The following is an 18,458-nucleotide window of genomic DNA, read 5'->3' as shown; positions in this document are numbered from 1 at the left end:
ACAGGTTGTTTGGAAATAGAACGGTGAAACAGCTGGTTGCATTCATGGTTTTGCTTTTCCATCAGTGTAAGTGAACTCGAGGGCTTCGATTTCAAGGATGAAATCGCAGAGTGCCCAAGGACGGGTTCACAGCGTCCGGAAAGTTACTTACACATAAGCCCGCTGCAAGGCGAAGGTCATAACAATGATCGCTATAAGCGACAAATAGGGACATTTGGCTGGCGGTTGTATAGGGATATACTTTATTTATTCAATGAATTCTCAATGTGTTGATGAATTCATCATTTCAGCACTGCCACACAGGCGGCTTAGAAATAGCAAAAAATAACAGCGTTTTTTTGCTATGAGTTTCGTGCTTTGCACGAGAAAAGAAATGTTTTTTAGTTTATTGATTTTGTGTGCAAAATGAGTAAACCATCATACTGAAACTTGTTACAGTATTTCATTGCCGTACAGGTTGTTTGGAAATAGAACGGTGAAACAGCTGGTTGCATTCATGGTTTTGCTTTTCCATCAGTGTAAGTGAACTCGAGGGCTTCGATTTCAAGGATGAAATCGCAGAGTGCCCAAGGACGGGTTCACAGCGTCCCGAAAGTTACTTACACATAAGCCCGCTGCAAGGCGAAGGTCATAACAATGATCGCTATAAGCGACAAATAGGGACATTTGGCTGGCGGTTGTATAGGGATATACTTTATTTATTCAATGAATTCTCAATGTGTTGATGAATTCATCATGCTACCACTGCCACATAGGCGGCTTAGAAAATTAACGCTGGTCAAGCATTGGAATACATTCGATAATGTAGACATCACATTGTGCTGGTTGGATATACTGGCATAATGTGAAAGGTCAGCGATGTTAACAGCGATTATGTCTCACACGTCATTAGTATTAAAAGGTTGAGTATGTCAGATTATTATGAAGTGCGATGGGCGCAGCGGTTTCAGAACTTTGAACGAGCATTTTTATTATTACAGCAAACGGTAAATATGCCGAGTTTGTCGGTGATTGAGCGTGCGGGCATGATCCAGTTTTTCGAAATGAGTTTTGAGCTGGCTTGGAAAGTTCTTAAAGATTATCAAGAACTCGAAGGCTTTATCATTAAAAGTCCAAGGGATGCCATTAAGCAGGCGTTTCAATATCAGCTGATTGAAGAGGGTGGGCTTTGGCTTGAAGCGCTAAAAGATCGTAATTTAACGGTGCATACCTATCAAGAGCAGACGGCTAAAGAAATCGAAGAGAAGATTAAGCAGCAGTATTACCCACTATTACGTGACTTGCATCAAACCTTTAACATCAAATTGGCTGACTTGAAATGAGTTTGGTCAGTGCGGTACAACTGGGGCTGACGGAAAATGAGCTTAAAATGCTACTGCGTGAGATTGAGCTGTTTCCTGTTTTTACCCAAGTGGTGTTATTTGGCTCTCGCGCTAAGGGAACTTATAAACCCGGCTCAGATGTTGATTTGGCGGTGATGGGGGACAAGGTATCGAGTCGTGATGTGAGTGCACTCAATTATGCGTTGAACGAAGAGACGTGTTTACCTTATTATTTTGATATTGTGCACATGACTCAAGCAAGCCCAGAGCCGCTTCGTCGTCACATTAAAGAGCACGGTATTCTGTTAGCGAGCAAAGTGGCCAGCTAGATACTAAGATACTAGCGTTGCAATCGCTGTCAGGGTGACGATAGGTTCCTTTAGCGGGTCGATTTTATCACCCTTATTTTACTCTCGTTTTGTATGATAATATTTCATGTTCACTACCGCACAGGCAGCTTAGAAATGTGGTCATAACGGTTACAGCAGAAGATCAAAGTTCATTGCCACACAGACAGCTGATTTGCTTTTTATCCCGTGTGAATACACCTGTATGCCTTCGAAAATAGGGTGAATATGACAATGTCATGAGCTCATGAATGAGAAGCATGGCCGTTCCATAGCATCTCTGCTATCACGGCATTCATAAATCCATTTATATCGATGCTGAACTGGCTTTGAATAGGGATATTCCAGATAAGGACGAGCAGTCTTCCTAATCCCAGTCTTATTACAAGAAAGAGCGTGTACTTATGCTCTTATTTATCTGTATAGGTCATTTATTAATAATGTAGGTTTTTCATGTAGTTGTGTGGTAGTATGCTGATCCTTTTTCATGTCAGGAAGACAGAAAGTAATGAGGAACATTGATATAGGTGGTAATGTTCAGAGGGATGAAGTGGCTAAGGAGTTCGCAGAAGCACTTCGTGAATCAGGGTTTGTTATTTTAACCAATACAGGGATAGAACAAGATGAAATTGAGCGTTTATATGCCAATTGGTTACGCTTTTTTTATCTGAGTGAAGAGTCTAAACGACAGTTTTTATATGAAACAGGTAAGGTTGCGGGATTTATTCCTCGTTCCATATCGGAGACAGCTAAAGGGTTTACTAAAAAAGATTTAAAAGAAATTTATCATTATTATATTGGACACCAATGTCCGCCAGAACAACAACAAAATAGTGATGAAATTAGACAGCGCCTTTTAGATTTGTCGGAAATATTGCTCAGCTGGTTAAATGAATACTTACCTGAAGAAATAAAGAGTGAATTAGATGAACCTTTGCAAAATATGGCAAGTGGTTCACCTGAAACGTTGTTTAGAATGAATTATTACCCTCCATTAGATACTTTCTCAGAAGATGCTAAGGCTGGTGCGCAACGAGCTGATTCTCATGCTGATATCAATTTAGTGACATTGCTACCAAATGTTTCTAGCGCAGGTTTAGAAGCCAAAACAAGGGAGGGTGAATGGCAGTCTGTTCCATATGTACCCAATAGCATAGTGGTTAATTCCGGTGATATGTTAGCAATGCGTACCAGAGATTTTTATCCATCTTTTTATCATAGAGTAATACAAGCAGACAGTGCCAATGAGGAACGTATTTCGCTTGCTTTTTGTGTCCATCCTAAAAGCGAATGTACGTTATCAGAAACGCATACCGCGCATAGCTTCTTACAGGAACGTTATAAAGAGTTAAAGGTTAAATAATATGACGCGTATCATGCCCCTACTTGTTGCTGTGCTGATAGGCGTTGCTTATCAAGTCTTTGTTGACATTTATTTAGTGGCACTGCCTGATATTCAAGTCGCTTTGAATATGAGTTATATTGCCGCAAATGCTTCGTTAATCTTATACCTTGGTGCTAATGCGGTTTTTCTATTGGTGGCGGGGATCTTATCTGAACAATTAGGACGCAAAAATATCATAGTGATGGGGCTGTGCATGAGTGTGTTGGGTACAGCAATCATTTTGTCATATGAAACCTCGACGAGTTTTTTAGTGGGCCGAACGTTGCAAGGGGTTGGATTAAGTGCGTCAATATTAGCGACTCCTTTGCTCATGGATAACTATCAAGGTCAAAACTTGACTTGGGGGTTTCTTTGTTTTGAATTTTTTTATTCCATTACGCCTATTATTGCCCCTTATGTTGGGGCCACAATGACCTTTTTTTATTCATGGCAAAGTATTTTTCTTATTTTGCTGGTTTATCAAGTCATATTGTTGTTATTAACATTGAAACTTAAGGAGCATAAAATCGCCCAGAAGCGGTTAGATTGGAAACGTAGATTAGTGATTTTTAGGCGCATATTGAAAACAACTCAATTTACGGTATTAACTTTGCTGATGACGTTATTTTGGGGAGGAATGGTGATTGCTCATTTGCTGTCACCGTATATTTTTCAAAATGATTTTGGTTTTTCAACTTATGAATATGGGCTGTTTGCGTTAGTGATGGGCGGGTGTTATGCCGTCGCTGCTATGAGTAATATTGTTTTATTAAAATACTACTCTGAAGAAAGTATTATCGCTTTTTCTATATGGGCAAATACAGGATTAGCTATGACTTTTGTCATAAAACAATGGCTATTACCCCATTCCGTTTGGGACATCGGAGTGTACCTGTGTTTGATGGCGATTTTATGCGGCTTATTTTTCATTAATGCAATGGCAAGATCGTTACGCATATTTGCTGATTATTATTCAGGCTATGCAGCGTCTTTACAAGGTTGTATCTGTATTGGCTTTTGGAGTGTACTTAGCTTGTTAAGTTCACAAATTCAGCCAAGTGAAACCATGCTTATTTTTGTACTTGCTGGGATTGCCGCACTGTCGGCTGGCTTGTTAATGAAAAAAAGCACATTGATTTGATCGTGGTATGAGATAGCCTTCCATAAAAGGTTCATTTTTATGGAAGGCTTTTAAGGCCTTTCTGCTATCCATGTAGCTCAGATATTAACGGCGAGTTATTTTTGTATTTATACAACAGCCCGCTGCAAGTCGAAGGTCATAACAATGATCGCTATAAGCGATAAATAGGGAGATTTGGCTAGCCGTTGTATAGGGATAACTTTATTTACTCAATAAGTTATCAATGTATTGATGAGCTCATCATCTTACCTACACTGCATCTAAGCCTTTAGCGCATATTCCTACCCACGTTTAGCTATCTCTTTTACTTTGGCGACTTATTTCAGTGATTAATAAAAGTGTTTATTACATGTTTTAATGTCAATGAAAGATCACATATTGAGTGGGATTAGTATAAAATCGCGACTGTGTGTCGGTTACGCCTAAAGTGGTAGAAAGACTGCTATCTTTAGTGGGTCGTCAATTGAATGAATGCATTAGAAAAAGAATGAGAATAGCCTTGTGAAAACCACCCTTAAACCCCTTTTATTGTTATTGATAAGCGGCTTTTTATTAATGCTGGGCTATGGCCTCAGTAATATTTTGTTGCCTGTGCGCATGCAAAGTGATGGGGTGAGTCTTGATAGCATGGGCTTAGTACTGTCTATGCTATATGTAGGATTTGTATTGGGTGCCTATTATAGCCGCAGCTTGTTACAGAGTGTGGGTCACATTCGAATATTTGCCATGTGTGGTAGCCTAACATCCGTTGCGATTTTACTGTCTGGCTTGTATCCAGAGCCGATTATGTTGGCATTGATGCGGATGTTGACGGGTTTTTGCATTGCATGTATTAATGCCACATTAGACAGTTGGCTTAGTGATAGCGCCACCGAAAAAAATCGCGGTAGGATTTTATCGATTAATCAGATGATGGTGATGACGGCATTATTTGCTGGACAATTCTTATTAAATGTCGCGCCTATTGAAAATATTACCCTTTTTGTTATTTGCGGTATTCTCTTCAGTTTGTCCATTACGCCCATTGTCATCAGTCGACAAGTGGGTCCGCAGATTGAAGACAGCCAATCGATGTCTTTAATGACAGTGTTTAAACTGTCTCCTTTAGGTGTGGTGAGTAGTTTTTTCAGTGGACTCCTGTATGCGGGACTAACGAATCTCTTGCCTATTTTTGCACATAAAAAGGGGCTTTCAGGCATTGATTTATCTGTCTTTATGGGGGCTGCTATTTCTGGGGCGATTATTTTACAATTTCCCATAGCTTATTTGTCGGATAACTTTGACCGCCGAAAAATCATGTTAATGATGGTGGTGGCATTGATTGGATTGTGTTTGGCGCTTCCTTTACTCATGGCAAGTGATCTGTTTATATTAACCTTATGCGTGATTGCGTTAATAACCGGTTTGGTGGCGTGTTTTTATCCTATGAGCATGGCTGAAACCTTTGAAACCGTATTAAAAGAGCAAATTTTATCGGCGATGAGTTCCGTATTGTTCATTTATGCGCTTGGCAGCATTGTGGGTCCTTATTTTGCTTCTGTGACCATGAATACTTTTGGTGATAATGCCTTATTTAGTTTTGTGAGTTTTGCTGCTTTTAGTTTGTTAATCTTCATTGGTATTTTGATGAAGCTGCGTCAAGCGTTACCGATAGATTCTCAAGAAAGTTTTATCATGCAAACCCCCAGTGGTGTGGTCTCTGAGCTGGATCCTCGCACCCAATACGCTGAGGCACAGTTTGAGCCTACCGCTGAAGTTGAAGTGGCGATTAACTTGGCAACGAAAAACCCATCGGCTGCGGTGAATATGGCCAAAGCTTTAGTATTGCGGGATCCTGCCAATGCATCAAATTTAGCCGCGGCATTAAGTACGATTGATGCCATTGACATTGGAAGATTATATGCGGCAATCACTTCGGCAGCGCCGCAAATGAGTATTCATATTGCCCAAGCATTGACCAATGCCTCACCGGAGCAAGCGAACCAATTGGTTGATTGGATCACAACAGAATATCCTGATCAATTTACCAATATTGTCGTGGCTATCGCCAATGCCATGCCTGATGATGGTATTGAATTGATGGCCTTAGCTGCTGAGAATATGGTGGAAGCATATCCCGGTGAATTACTGGAAATGACGGAAGAGTATGTGACTCATTTATCTGACTCTTTAGATGACATGCGAGCGGTGGATAGGGTGGCTGCGGCGCCAGAAAGTACGGCAGCAGAACTTTATAATCGCCTAACGGATGTGGCTCCTGAGCAGTCTGCGGAACTGGCATTTACAGTATCAGAATCTTTGCCTGAATCTTCAAGTGAAGTGGCTGAAGCCTATGTGCAAAACTTGATTGAAAGTGAAAGTGATTGTCATAATGATGAGTCTGGAGAAGCCAGATTATCCGCTGATGCGTTAGATCATATTGAAACTGCGGTTAACACTTATGTGAACCACATTGTTGAAAGTGTCCCTGAGCAAGCCGTGGACGTTGCAAGCACCTTTGTGGACTCCTTTCCTGAAGTGGCATCGGATATGCTAGAAATATTGCAAGATTCAAGTGAAATTGAAGATAGCGAGTTAACTGCGGCGATAGAAGATAAGCCATTGTCGAGTGATGTTGAGCAGCAATTACAAGATGCCGTGCAGGTTCAATCTGATCTAACGGAATAGAGCACTAGCTTAAATATTAGGTGCTTTTACAGACTATGAAAACATGCATCTTGAAGTATCACGGGTATCGCTATGGCAGCCATTAGCATTCATGCTTGAGTGCTAATGGCTGAGTCTTTTATTTACGGCATATTTTTTCTCGTTGGTGGGCCCAAATATTCCAAAGGTGTATTGTTTAAATATGCATCTGAGATTTGTAGCTCTGGTACTGAGTTGTAAGGTGATACTATATTGTACATAGCCATAATGTCATTAATGGGTCTACCGTAAATTTGATTGAGCTTATTTTTACCCGGCAGTGGATAGTTTTCGATAGGAATATCCAAAATAGCGGCTATGGTTGGGGTAATGTCACGTTGGCGAATGATGCTTCGTTGTCTCATGGGCTGACTCAGTTGTGGCAACCTTTGTTGGGTGATTTTATTGCCCCAAAACATTAATTGAATCGCACTGTCATACCATTGGGCTGTTCCGTGCATTGCGGCATCCTTTTCACCTTGGTAGAAATAGGTGTGGGGAGCTGGGATAATGGTAATATCCCCTGAACGACCAGTGGTGATGGTAAACTGGCGACCATCATCTGCAACCACTAAGGCACCATTGATGTTATTGCGATCTGTGGTGAGTATAGCTTTTCTGAGTAACGCATCTTTTTTGTAATCAAGACTGGCTAGTGCTGTATTGCGTAACTTGAATGCTGAGAAATAAGCATCGATTTGCTTAGGGTGCTGTTTTTGAGCTTGTGCTGTGAGTTGAGTGATCAGATCATCAATAAAGGTTTGATAACCGGCTAAAGTTTGTGGATAGCCCCCCAGAGGGAGGCGTGAGACAATTTGCTGTCGATTGAGGAATAGACCTGGATTAGTGACTTCGGCTACATAGTTTCCGGTTTGATTGAGCAATTGGCCGATTATGTTATTAGTGGTATCGAGAAAATATTGTTGTTTGGGATTATGACGTTGCTGACATGCTCCAAGCCCTGCATTTTTATGAATGCATAATCGATTTGCTTGCCGGTTGAGTTTTTCGACGGCTTCCTTGTCTATCGCCTTGTCAGCTTGGGTATAAAATTGGGCCAATTGTTTAAAGCGTTTTTTATTTTGATAGCTGACACCGGCACCGTTTTGAAGTAACTCTGGAATAGAGTCCATTCCATGATCTGCACTGAATACCACGAGCGCATTGTCTTTACCTATTTGCTTATCTATAAAATCAAGAAACTCGCCAAAGCGTCGATTAATAAAACCCAGTGTTTGTTCATGTTCAATACTGTCCGGACCATACATATGCCCGACCATATCTAACGCACTGATGTTTAATATTAATAAGTCTGGCGCATCATCTTGACCTAAGTCTTCTTCAATGATGAGTTTTTTGGCCAGCTCAAAGTTACGCCCTTCTGAAAAAGGTGAGAAATAGGCTTGTTGAGATAGGGTTAAAATCGATTGATTTGAAAAGTAATGGGGGTAGTTAGCGCTTTGTTTAATGATTTTTCCCTGAGCACTGAGTGCAACAGGTGGTTCTATCCAAGCGGTATTACGTGAGTCTTGCTGAAATTCGGCATTTTTATAATTCTCTGCACTATCAGGCAAGATCCAGTTAAAGCCTGATTTATCGGGTGATAGGGTGAGCATAGGCTCGTTAGGATCTTGGGATATTTTTTGGTAATAATCGATTAAGTTATTTTGCTGATTAAATGTTTTTAGCCAAGTCGGTAATCCGTTAGGGTAGAAATAGTTAGAGCTAGTGTATTGCCCATTTAAGGCATTGACGAACAAGAAGCGGCCGCTTCGCCCCATCATTGTGACACCAGGTTCATCCCAAGTTCCAATACCGAAGACTTTGACTTCATTCTTCTTTTTACGATGGCCATTGTGAATGTTATTCGCATTATAGGTTTTATAAATCGCATCACCTAAGGTAATGGGTGGCTGAGATAACGCTGCTTTATTGCCATTTAGATAAGAAAAGTAATAGTTGTTATCGACAGTTTGTCCTTTTTCGTTCACGACGTTAGTCGGGAAACTACAAGGCTGAGCTTGAATGACTTGATTTTTAGTGTTGAGGGTTTTTTCTTGAGTAAAGGCACATACCATAGTGTAGCTTGATTGACAGCCCATGTAAGCATTGGCAATATCATTGTTTTTTTGGGGGACACCAAACGTTAGGTAACGACTATCTGCACATTCATATTGTTTAGGGCTTGGTTTAGCGCCATTAGTATCGTAACGGGTGTAATTAATGCTTGGAAAACCATGTTGCCAAGGGTTTCCACCCGTATTGATGGTATGGTGGCCTTGAGGGGTCAAGGTTGAACTGTGCTCAATCAGCGCAAAGTCGGCGACAAAACCTTGTTGTTTAAATTTAGCGTATGCGGAATTGGGATCTTTTTCGGCTAAACCATATCCAGTATAGCCAGATTGATTCTCATCGTTTTCGAGGGTATTTTTTGCTGCTAAAGGGTAATCGAATCGACCTTGATCTAACGTGACGAGTACGACTAATCGAGGTTTTTTTACGGATTCTGGAGAGTCATTGCAGCCCCAGAGTAGTATAAGCAGTAAAAGAATGCATATTCTTTTAAAAAAATGAGATTGCATCAGGGCGTACCTTTATATTTTAACATGATGGAGATTATTGGGTCATTGGCAACCGAGGCCATTTTGCATTTTGAATTCATTCAATCTCTTTGCCTTACCACTAAGATTATCGAATATATATTAACCATAATTAATATACTAACAATAATTAAGGGATAAATACCCCCCAAAAAAGGCCTACTGATATACTATACATTCATATGATTAACAATAATTAACGTATATTAATGTTTGATTTTACTTTTTCGACTACCTATTTCTTATAAAAATACACATTTATCCCCGTGATTGGGAAGCCTTCGCTCACGAGTATAGGTGTCGTTTTCTTTTATTGACGGTTTTCTTAACCTTAACTGAGATGGGGATAATATTTTTAACTTAAAAATCAGTTTGTTAATGATTTTAATATGCTGAGTAGAAAGCACTATTCGGTGAATGAACATGAGATTTAAAGGACGTAAAAACATAATGAATGACATGGATAAGGTTGCTACCGCGGGATTAAAACGAAAAGCCATAGAGCCGAAGGTTATAGGATTAGGGATTGTAGGTTTAGGGACGATGGGGCAATTTGTACTGGATGGTGCACTGGAGAATCCTGCCTTTAAGGTGATGAGCATATTTGAGCCAAACTTGATGCCAATACAAAAGAGCAAACCGGAGTATGCCGATATTGATTTTGAAGGATCGACCGAAGCCCTTTTTGAGCGTGATGATGTGGATGTGGTGTATATTGCCAGTCCGCCTAATACGCATATTGATTATTGCCGATTAGCATTTAAGGTGGGTAAAGCCATTTGGTGTGAAAAACCCTTGGCAGTGGATGTGAATGAAGCGGCTTCTTTTGTTGAGGACATGGAAAATCAGCCCTTGAGCCAGGTCACTAAGGCTGTGGTGAATTTGTCATTGGCCACTAGCCCTGAACTAACGGCTATGCAGTCGATTATTGACAGTGGTCAGCTAGGCACACTGTCCCATGTTGACATTAAATTGCAATACAGTGCGTGGCCAAGACATTGGCAACAAGATGCCTCAAATTGGCTTTCTTTGCGGGAACAAGGAGGCTTTATTCGTGAGGTGTTTACCCATTTTGTGTTTATGCAACATAGATTATTAGGTGAAATGAAACTTAAGCATAGCCATGCACATTATCCTATGGACAATGAAAACCATGCTGAAATAGCCGTAATGGCCGAATATGATTGTGGGAATATTTTAGTGAGACTGATTGGCTCTGTAGGGGGCAATGCACCGGATGAAAATGAATGGACATTATATGGTGAGCAGGCCTCATTGCGTTTTAAGGATTTCTCCATGCTTGAATTAGGCTCCCAATCGGGATGGAAAGTGATTGAGTGTCCTCAAGTGCATGGTTCAGTCAGGCTACAATTGGACGAGCTGAGTTTGATGATGCAAGGACAACCCCATCGATTGGCGAGTTTTCAAGAAGCGCTTTTGGTGCAAAAGGTAATAGAGCAAACCTTACAAGGAAAATAGTCTTATATAGGGTTTTTGTTCCGCATTGAGTTAGGTAATAGCGTAAGATTAGTTTTATTATAAGAAAGGTTGTTGCAATAACAGTCTTAAAACACATGGAGTTTTTGAAATGAAAAAAATCTTGATTGCAGGGGCCATTGTTGCCGCTGGTGCACTGGGATATTGGCTGAGTCAAGACAAAGAAAATAACGATCAATTTTTGCAAAATACTGCGCTGAACTATATTCCTCAAGAAACGCCGCTTTTTTCTGCTCAGTTAACGCCTTTTCCAATTAAGACTTATGTTAATTCTTTATCTGATGCGGATAAAAAAGCGACGGCTGAATTATTTGAAGGCTTACCGATAACGGATGATCCCCGTGGGCAGTTTTTTAATGTGTTATTTAATGAATATGTCACCAGTTTAACTTCTGGTGAACAGTTTATTCAAACTTGGGGGTTGGCTGAAGCCGTTCATGGCTATTTTTATACTTGGGGAGCAATACCTGTTTTAAAGGTCGATATTGCTAATGAAAAAGCTTTTTGGCATCAACTCGATAAAGCTGAGTCTCAAAGTGGTATGACGCATACTCAAGGTCAATTACAGCAGGTGCAATATCGAATATATGCGTTAGGGGATGAAGCAACGAAGTTAGATATGTTGGTTGCAGTGAATCATCACAGGTTAATCGTGACATTTAATACGGCACTAAATGATGAAGACTTACTGACTTCAGCACTTGAAATATCACCTATTTCAGATGCGTTATCAGATTCAGTGATGTTAGACAAAATTATCGATAAGTATCACTTTTCAGATTCAAGTGTGAGTTTTATCAATCATGAGGCCTTGATCAAAGGGATCACAACACTTGATGGTAACCGTTTAGCCACGCAACTTGCTCGTTACGCAAAAATTGAAGGCGAAGATGGATTTGCAGAGTTTAAACAAGTGCAATGCAGTCAAGAGTTGCAGGGAATAGCGGCTAATTGGCCTCGAACTGTCATGGGATTAAAAGGCTATTCGGTGACAGAAGAGTCGAGCATGTTTGATTTAACAACGGTTATTGAAACTAATAATACTGTGATCCTAAATGCCTTGGGGGCGATGCGAGGTTTTATACCCCATTATGTTCAACATCTCGATGGGGCTGTTGCGGCTTTGGGGCTGGGACTTGATACGTCACAAATTGCATCTTCATTAGCCGATATTTGGGATGATTTGCTGACACCTGAGTATCAATGTGAGTCATTAAAGCAGTTTCAATTACAGCTATCTCAGAGCGATCCCGCCATGCTGGGTATGATGACATCAATGGCAAAAGGGGTGATGGGGGCCAGTGTGTCTTTACTTGATTATCAGTTGACTGAAAGCGATGGCGGAGCTGTCCTTAAGTCAGCTGATTTCATTGCCAGTATAAGCAGTGATGAGCCAGTGCTATTGCTGAACATGGCCAAAATGTTTTTGCCGAATTTTGCCAAAGTGACACTTCCTAGCGATGGGAGTGTGGTTGATATTACTGACTCTCTGGGGCTACCTTCTGAATGGCCAATAGCATTAAAGTTAGCGATTAAGGGGAAACACTTAGTGATTTATAGTGGTAAAAAAGGTCAAGCCGCTGCAGAACAATTAGGCCTTGAGAAACTGGTGAAAAATGATTTAGCCATGGTGGCATTTGATTCCAGTAGAATGTTGGCGCCATTACAAGCTTACGCCAAAATAACGGGGGCCCATGATGTGGTCGATTTGTCTAACATTGAGCCACAAAATATGGAAGTGAAAATTGCCCTAAATGTGGATGAGGGAGGGATTATTATTGATTCTTTTGTGAAATCATATAAAAACAATGAACAGTAGATTATTAGAATAAACTTGCGAAAAAACAGCCCTTAAGGGCTGTTTTTTCATTGGATATATCCCCAGCATCTTCAAGTATCACGGGTATAGTATAAAAAAGGAGACATCAAGTGGTAGTAGCAGGATTATTATTAAAGTCTAATGATGTGAGAATAGTGACTTTGTCTGGCACGAGAACAGAGCATGTGTTATTGGCACCTAAAGATAATAAATTGAGCTTATCTAAACATCCTACTCAAGAGGATGTGGTGCAATTTGTGGCAAACTTTCACGCCTATTGCCAAGCTTATGGTATTGAGAAAGTCATGGTGAATCGCCGAGCAACTACGGGACAAGGCGCGGGAGGGGCTGGGACGTTTGTTATTGAAGGCATTTTACTGACTGTGGCTCAATGTGAAGTGACGTTTATTCATCCTGCGACATTAAGAGCGACGGATAAGCGTGAACAAGGAAATAAAAATGCACAGCCGAAAACGCAAGATCTTGCGAAAGCTTATGATCTTGCTTATGAAGGTTTGAAGGCTTAGTCAAATCATTAAACCATGAGGACTCTATGATGAAAAAATGCAATAAAGTTAACATCGTGTTGGTGTTATTTTTATCTATGATGAGCTGCATCGTTAATGCGGCATCATTGAAAGTGGGTGACAAGGCGCCTAATTTTAAACTTCAAGCGACTAATGGTAAGTTTTATCAGCTCAGTGATTATTTAGGAAAGGAAACGGTAGTATTAGCTTGGTACCCAATGGCCAATACTAAAGTGTGTACTCAAGAATGCCGTTCTTTAGTACAAAAAGGGAGTTTGATCCGAGCTTATAATGCGGTGTATATGATGGCCAGTGTGGATCCGTTAGAAGATAATCAAGATTTTGCTAAAAAAGAAAATGTTGATTTTCCTATGTTAAGCGATCCTACCAAAGCGACGGCAAAAGCTTACGATGTGCTGAATTTTTTAGGCGTGGCGAGCCGAGAAACCTTTTATATTGGTCAAGATGGCACTATTTTAAAAATTGATGATGATATCAATGCTAATACCGCTGCTGAAGACATTGCCAAGAATTTACAATCTCTTGGAATCGAAAAGCGTTAACACAACGCCTTTGGCCAAGGAGGCGTTATGCAAACATTCGATACCATTATTATTGGCGCCGGCAGTGCTGGATGTTTGCTGGCTAAGCGCTTATCTGAAAACTCTCAGCATCAGGTGTTATTAGTTGAAGCCGGTGGAAAAGATAATTGGCACTGGATCCATATACCAGTAGGCTATTTGTATACTTTAGGAAACCCTAAAACAGATTGGTGTTATCAAACGGTTCCCCAAGTGGGTTTAAATGGCCGTGTTATTCCTTATGCGAGAGGGCGAGTGCTGGGAGGCTGTTCCAGTATTAATGGCATGATTTACATGCGTGGGCAAGCAGAAGACTTTAATCGTTGGGGTTTTGATGAGTGGCGATGGGAACAAGTGTTACCTCGTTTTAAGGCATTTGAACGTTATCATCAGGGGGACAGTGAGTTTCACGGTGGGCAAGGTGAATTAGATGTCCAGCCTCAAAGGTTGAATTGGACGGTATTAAATGATTGGCGACAGGCTTGTATGGATTATGGCATGCCAGCCTGTACCGATTTTAATACCGGAATGAATGAAGGTGTGGGGTATTTTGATGTTAATCAACGTCAAGGTCTGCGTTGTTCAGATGCTAAAGCATTTTTGCATCCTGTCATCTCAAGAAAAAACCTAACGGTATACACTCATTGTTTAGTGGATAAATTAATGCTTAATGGTACAGAGGTGACCGGAGTGCATATTGTGCACAAGCATAAAAAGCAAGTGGTGCTCGGTAAACGTGTGATTTTATGTGCTGGCGCGATAGGATCACCGAATATTTTAGAGCGAAGTGGTATTGGGCAAGCGTTGCATTTGTCACAATTTGGAGTGCCATGTCATTTGCCACTTGAGGGAGTGGGTGAAAATTTACAAGATCACTTACAAATTCGTGTGTCATTTAAATTGAAACATGGACAAACATTGAATCAAAAAGCGGCACATTGGTGGGGAAAGGCGTTAATGGGGTTGGAATATGCCATTAAACGTACAGGACCTTTGGCGATGGCTCCTAGTCAGCTCGGTGCTTTTTTTAGATCCAATGATAGTGTGACTCGTCCTGATCTTGAGTTTCATATACAACCTATGACGGCAGATAAACTGGGGACTCGATTACATACTTTTCCAGGATTAACTGCCAGTGTGTGCCATTTAAGACCACACAGTCGTGGTAGTGTTCATATTCACTCTTCCAATCCATTAAGCATGCCTGATATCAATCCAAATTATTTATCGGCGCAATATGATAAACAAGTTGCCATTGATGCGGTACGTCTTACGCGAAAGATAGCCAGTGAGCAAGCATTGGCACATTATTTTCCTGAAGAATTGAAACCTGGAAAGGCACTGGTAGATGATACAGCTATCCTCCGTGCCATTGGGGATATCTCAACCACCATTTTTCATCCTGTTGGTACATGCCGAATGGGGGATTCGCCTCAAGATGGTGCGGTGGTGTCTCCTAGACTTAACGTGCATGGTATGGATAACCTTTATATTGCCGATGCGTCAATTATGCCTAAGATCACGAGTGGTAATACCCATGCTCCAACCTTGATGATTGCAGAGTCTTTAGCTCAATGGCTCACATAATACCCATAATGTTAGCTATTGAAGAGTCGTGCCATATTACTCATCATTCGTTGAAAAAAGTTCATGGGCACAATGATAAAACGTTCAAAGATTAGCGGGGTTATTTCATTATTACTTTCATTATGTTCCTTAATATCGTTGCCTTGCTTTTCATGTAAATGTTGATTGAGCACTGCATTTAATGCATGTAAATCACTCAAAGGTAAATCTAATGGGGATTCATTTGGCTGATATTGGGTGCCAATGGGGTAGTATTGACCGGCTTTATTTTTCATTTCAATATGTGCACCAAGAATGGCTTTAACTGGATATTGTTCTGAAAAGTCAGTGAGTTTTAGAATACTTTTCTTATAGGATTGCCAATCTTTGATATAGATTTTACCGGGATAGAGGCTATCGCCGGTGAGTAACCATTGTGTGTCAGGATCGTAAACAGTAATGGCTTCTTCTTGATGCCCTGGAGTGGGAATAATACTGAGTGTTCTTTGGCCTAATTTTAGTTGCACAATATCATTAGGCCAGTCATTAAAACCGAAGAAATTTTGAATGTCTTGAGCTTTAGTGCCAACAAGGGTCACATTTTTTTTTGCTGAAAAAAAGTGATCGCCAGCAACATGATCCCCGTGGGAATGGCTGTGGATGACAAGCCACTTTTTATCTTGGTGTGTGAGCCCTATGGCGGATTTGATTTGTGTGTACATTGAGATATCGGCATGCTTTTCGATGTCTCCAGTATCAATGATTAATATTTTATCTTGTCCAATGAGCACATAAATAAAAGGGGCTTCATAAGTTAAGCACTTATTTTGTCTCATAATAAAAGTATTGGCATTATGTTGGTAAATATCTAATGTGGGTTGTTGATGATGAGTACAATCTTTAGCGCCATGTGACCATTGAGCTTTCATTAATATAGACGTGTGTTGTGGTGACTTTTTAAGCGTCATACCGGTATTGTCATGATTGTTGCTTGCTTGAGGAAGTGAGCTACAACCCCAAAGAGAGAATAAGAGTAATAGGGAGAGTTTATTGTTCATGAATAGGCCTAAATTGATTTAGAAATAATTATCTGGTCTTTATTCGTTTATAAATTATATGTTTTTATATCAATAAGATGCTAAATATTTTTGAGTTTGTTTTTTTGAGTGTTTAGGTTTATTTTAATCGAAATATTCTTTTAGGGGTTATGTTTTTAATTAGTTTTGATTTAGATTGTCATTTCATTTGTCATCTTATTTAAATGTGTGCAGGAGTATAATTGTATGAAGAATGTTTTGTCCGTGATTTGTGCGGTTTCCATCGGCTTGGCCTCACATGCTGCTGTGGCAACAGAGCAAACTCAATGGGGTTATTCAGGTGATATTGGTCCAAGTCATTGGGGGAAGTTAGCCCCGAATTTTTCGACTTGTGTTAAAGGTGTCAATCAATCACCGATTAATTTAACGGGAATGATTAAAGGTGACTTACCTAAGTTGTATATCCAGTATCAAGCGGGTGGAGCAGAAGTGCTTAATAATGGTCATACGATTGAAGTTGTGTATGGAAAAGGGAGCAGTATTAATGTTGAGAATACTCAGTTTGATTTGAAGCAGCTGCATTTTCACTCTCCCAGCGAAAATACCATTGAAGGCGAGTCTTTTCCGATGGAAGTGCATTTTGTCAATGCCGACAAAGCCGGTCATTTAGCGGTAGTTGGTGTGATGTTTAAAGAAGGTGCTTATAACCCAGCATTGGCAAAAATATGGGATACAATGCCGAAAAAAGTGGGCCAAGAAAATCGCTTAAATACGGCTGTGAATATTAATCAGTTACTGCCTAAACAAGATGAGTATTATCGCTTTAATGGTTCGTTAACAACGCCACCCTGTAGTGAAGGTGTGCAATGGTTTGTGATGAAAGAGCCTATCACCGCTTCAAAAGCGCAAATTGCGCAATTTACTCAATTGTTCCCTCATGGTAATAATCGCCCTATTCAATCGGTCAATGCGAGAATGATTTTGCAATAATAATCCATACAGCCCTTAGGGGCTGTTGATCTTATTCTTTTTTTTCCCTTAATTGCCTATTTTTGATTATGAAAGGGGTCATTTCCTGTTAATTTAGCTCATCGGGTGAGTAAAGAGGGGGTTTTGCTGTATACTTCGCGGCTATTTTTTGATTTATATTAAGTGTTAATAAGCAATATGTTTTTAAGTCCTTATTTTAATAAAACAAATCAAGTTATTTCGGTTAGCCAGACTCAAGCGAGCAGCTTCGCTAAACATGTGGCTCAAGATTTTAATCCCATTCATGATGTGAATGCGAAGCGATTTTGTGTGCCTGGTGACTTACTTTTTGCCTTAACATTGGCCGAATACGGTTTAAGTCAAACAATGACCTTTAAGTTTGAAGGGATGGTGGGCGATCATGTCCCGTTAGTTTTTCCTAAACATGAAGCGCAAGATTTCAATATATGTGATGAAAAAGATAAGTGTTATTTAAGCGTTCATCGCAGCGGTGAAACAACCCGTTGTTTAACCCAAACTGAAGCTTTTATTCGCAGTTATGTGGCGTTTTCTGGACTTAATTTTATTCATGTGCTTGTACCTATGATGAGAGAGCAAGGGGTTATGGTTAATCCTGCGCGTCCGCTCATTATTTATGAAAGCATGTCGATTGATTTGCATACCTTAGTGTTTTCTGATGTTCGTTTAAGCCTCGTTGAGAAAGAGTTGCACATTGATGGAAAGCGTGGGGATGTGACATTAAAATTTGAACTTCATTGTGGTGAGCAATTGATTGGTACGGGTGAAAAAACATTAGTGCTAAGCGGGCTAAGGGCCATTGATGAAGAACAAATGCAACTCATGTGCGATCAATATGAAGGGCTTAAATTAGCAGTCAGTGCATAGTGATATAACTTTACACAAGTGGGCGCTTGTTCACTTGTGTTTGTTTTATCGTCTTTTTTATTACTATTTCTGTCGCT

Annotated in this window: 14 protein-coding genes; 12 read left to right on the top strand and 2 right to left on the bottom strand. The window is 40.2% G+C overall.

The genetic code is table 11. The features are described 5' to 3' along the window. Positions 1-908: 908 nt before the first annotated feature. The 5 genes from Q0976_RS02630 to Q0976_RS02610 all read left to right on the top strand — a co-directional run bounded on the left by Q0976_RS02630 (position 909) and on the right by Q0976_RS02610 (position 6,861). Positions 909-1,322 (top strand): nucleotidyltransferase substrate binding protein, encoded by a 414-nt coding sequence (locus tag Q0976_RS02630; protein WP_299490637.1) that lies wholly within the window; start codon positions 909-911, stop codon positions 1,320-1,322. Then, complete coding sequence (locus Q0976_RS02625; protein ID WP_299490635.1) at positions 1,319-1,651, top strand: nucleotidyltransferase domain-containing protein; 333 nt, start codon at positions 1,319-1,321, stop codon at positions 1,649-1,651. The genes Q0976_RS02630 and Q0976_RS02625 overlap by 4 nt, the downstream gene beginning before the upstream one ends. Positions 1,652-2,177: 526 nt before the next feature. Beyond that, positions 2,178-3,032, top strand: a complete 855-nt coding sequence (locus Q0976_RS02620; RefSeq protein ID WP_299490633.1) for a 2OG-Fe(II) oxygenase family protein — start codon at positions 2,178-2,180, stop codon at positions 3,030-3,032. A gap of 1 nt (position 3,033) precedes the next feature. After that, positions 3,034-4,194, top strand: coding sequence for an MFS transporter (locus tag Q0976_RS02615; protein WP_299490630.1), 1,161 nt, complete (start codon positions 3,034-3,036; stop codon positions 4,192-4,194). 501 nt (positions 4,195-4,695) lie between these two features. Then, complete coding sequence (locus Q0976_RS02610; RefSeq protein ID WP_299490628.1) at positions 4,696-6,861, top strand: MFS transporter; 2,166 nt, start codon at positions 4,696-4,698, stop codon at positions 6,859-6,861. Between the two features lie 122 nt (positions 6,862-6,983). Here Q0976_RS02610 and Q0976_RS02605 read toward each other — a convergent pair whose 3' ends face one another. Continuing rightward, positions 6,984-9,461, bottom strand: coding sequence for an alkaline phosphatase family protein (locus tag Q0976_RS02605; RefSeq protein WP_299490626.1), 2,478 nt, complete (start codon positions 9,459-9,461; stop codon positions 6,984-6,986). Between the two features lie 468 nt (positions 9,462-9,929). On the opposite strand from Q0976_RS02605, the gene Q0976_RS02600 reads away from it, so the two are divergent. The 5 genes from Q0976_RS02600 (at position 9,930) to Q0976_RS02580 (ending at position 15,490) form a co-directional block, all read left to right on the top strand. Further along, on the top strand, positions 9,930-10,958 hold the full coding sequence (locus Q0976_RS02600) for a Gfo/Idh/MocA family oxidoreductase (protein ID WP_299490623.1): 1,029 nt from the start codon (positions 9,930-9,932) through the stop codon (positions 10,956-10,958). 109 nt (positions 10,959-11,067) lie between these two features. Further along, entirely contained in the window at positions 11,068-12,795 is a 1,728-nt protein-coding gene (locus Q0976_RS02595; RefSeq protein ID WP_299490620.1) for a hypothetical protein, read from the top strand. Positions 12,796-12,905: 110 nt separating this feature from the next. Beyond that, complete coding sequence (locus tag Q0976_RS02590) at positions 12,906-13,322, top strand: DUF3010 family protein (RefSeq protein WP_299490618.1); 417 nt, start codon at positions 12,906-12,908, stop codon at positions 13,320-13,322. 29 nt (positions 13,323-13,351) lie between these two features. Further along, positions 13,352-13,885 carry a redoxin domain-containing protein gene (locus Q0976_RS02585; RefSeq protein WP_299490668.1) on the top strand — a complete coding sequence of 178 codons (534 nt, stop codon included), beginning with the start codon at positions 13,352-13,354 and terminating at the stop codon, positions 13,883-13,885. Between the two features lie 27 nt (positions 13,886-13,912). Continuing rightward, positions 13,913-15,490 (top strand): GMC family oxidoreductase N-terminal domain-containing protein, encoded by a 1,578-nt coding sequence (locus Q0976_RS02580; protein ID WP_299490616.1) that lies wholly within the window; start codon positions 13,913-13,915, stop codon positions 15,488-15,490. 11 nt (positions 15,491-15,501) lie between these two features. On the opposite strand, the gene Q0976_RS02575 is transcribed toward Q0976_RS02580, so the two are convergent. Beyond that, positions 15,502-16,527 (bottom strand): MBL fold metallo-hydrolase, encoded by a 1,026-nt coding sequence (locus Q0976_RS02575; RefSeq protein ID WP_299490614.1) that lies wholly within the window; start codon positions 16,525-16,527, stop codon positions 15,502-15,504. A gap of 225 nt (positions 16,528-16,752) precedes the next feature. Here Q0976_RS02575 and Q0976_RS02570 point away from each other — a divergent pair, with 225 nt between their 5' ends. Further along, complete coding sequence (locus Q0976_RS02570) at positions 16,753-17,496, top strand: carbonic anhydrase family protein (protein ID WP_299490613.1); 744 nt, start codon at positions 16,753-16,755, stop codon at positions 17,494-17,496. Between the two features lie 177 nt (positions 17,497-17,673). Then, positions 17,674-18,381, top strand: a complete 708-nt coding sequence (locus Q0976_RS02565) for a DUF3581 domain-containing protein (RefSeq protein WP_299490612.1) — start codon at positions 17,674-17,676, stop codon at positions 18,379-18,381. Positions 18,382-18,458 lie beyond the last annotated feature (77 nt).

The organism is uncultured Shewanella sp. (assembly GCF_947501665.1).
Classification (GTDB): Bacteria; Pseudomonadota; Gammaproteobacteria; order Enterobacterales; family Shewanellaceae; genus Shewanella.
The sequence above is the reverse complement of the archived record's forward strand: the minus strand, read 5'-3'. Positions and strand labels throughout refer to the sequence as shown.

Excerpts from the sequence above, each read along its gene's own strand:
- Q0976_RS02630 (WP_299490637.1), top strand. The coding sequence starts at position 909 with ATGTCAGATTATTATGAAGTGCGATGGGCGCAGCGGTTTCAGAACTTT.
- Q0976_RS02625 (WP_299490635.1), top strand. The coding sequence starts at position 1,319 with ATGAGTTTGGTCAGTGCGGTACAACTGGGGCTGACGGAAAATGAGCTT.
- Q0976_RS02620 (WP_299490633.1), top strand. The coding sequence starts at position 2,178 with ATGAGGAACATTGATATAGGTGGTAATGTTCAGAGGGATGAAGTGGCT.
- Q0976_RS02615 (WP_299490630.1), top strand. The coding sequence starts at position 3,034 with ATGACGCGTATCATGCCCCTACTTGTTGCTGTGCTGATAGGCGTTGCT.
- Q0976_RS02605 (WP_299490626.1), bottom strand. The coding sequence starts at position 9,461 with ATGCAATCTCATTTTTTTAAAAGAATATGCATTCTTTTACTGCTTATA.
- Q0976_RS02600 (WP_299490623.1), top strand. The coding sequence starts at position 9,930 with ATGAATGACATGGATAAGGTTGCTACCGCGGGATTAAAACGAAAAGCC.
- Q0976_RS02595 (WP_299490620.1), top strand. The coding sequence starts at position 11,068 with ATGAAAAAAATCTTGATTGCAGGGGCCATTGTTGCCGCTGGTGCACTG.
- Q0976_RS02585 (WP_299490668.1), top strand. The coding sequence starts at position 13,352 with ATGAAAAAATGCAATAAAGTTAACATCGTGTTGGTGTTATTTTTATCT.
- Q0976_RS02580 (WP_299490616.1), top strand. The coding sequence starts at position 13,913 with ATGCAAACATTCGATACCATTATTATTGGCGCCGGCAGTGCTGGATGT.
- Q0976_RS02575 (WP_299490614.1), bottom strand. The coding sequence starts at position 16,527 with ATGAACAATAAACTCTCCCTATTACTCTTATTCTCTCTTTGGGGTTGT.
- Q0976_RS02570 (WP_299490613.1), top strand. The coding sequence starts at position 16,753 with ATGAAGAATGTTTTGTCCGTGATTTGTGCGGTTTCCATCGGCTTGGCC.
- Q0976_RS02565 (WP_299490612.1), top strand. The coding sequence starts at position 17,674 with ATGTTTTTAAGTCCTTATTTTAATAAAACAAATCAAGTTATTTCGGTT.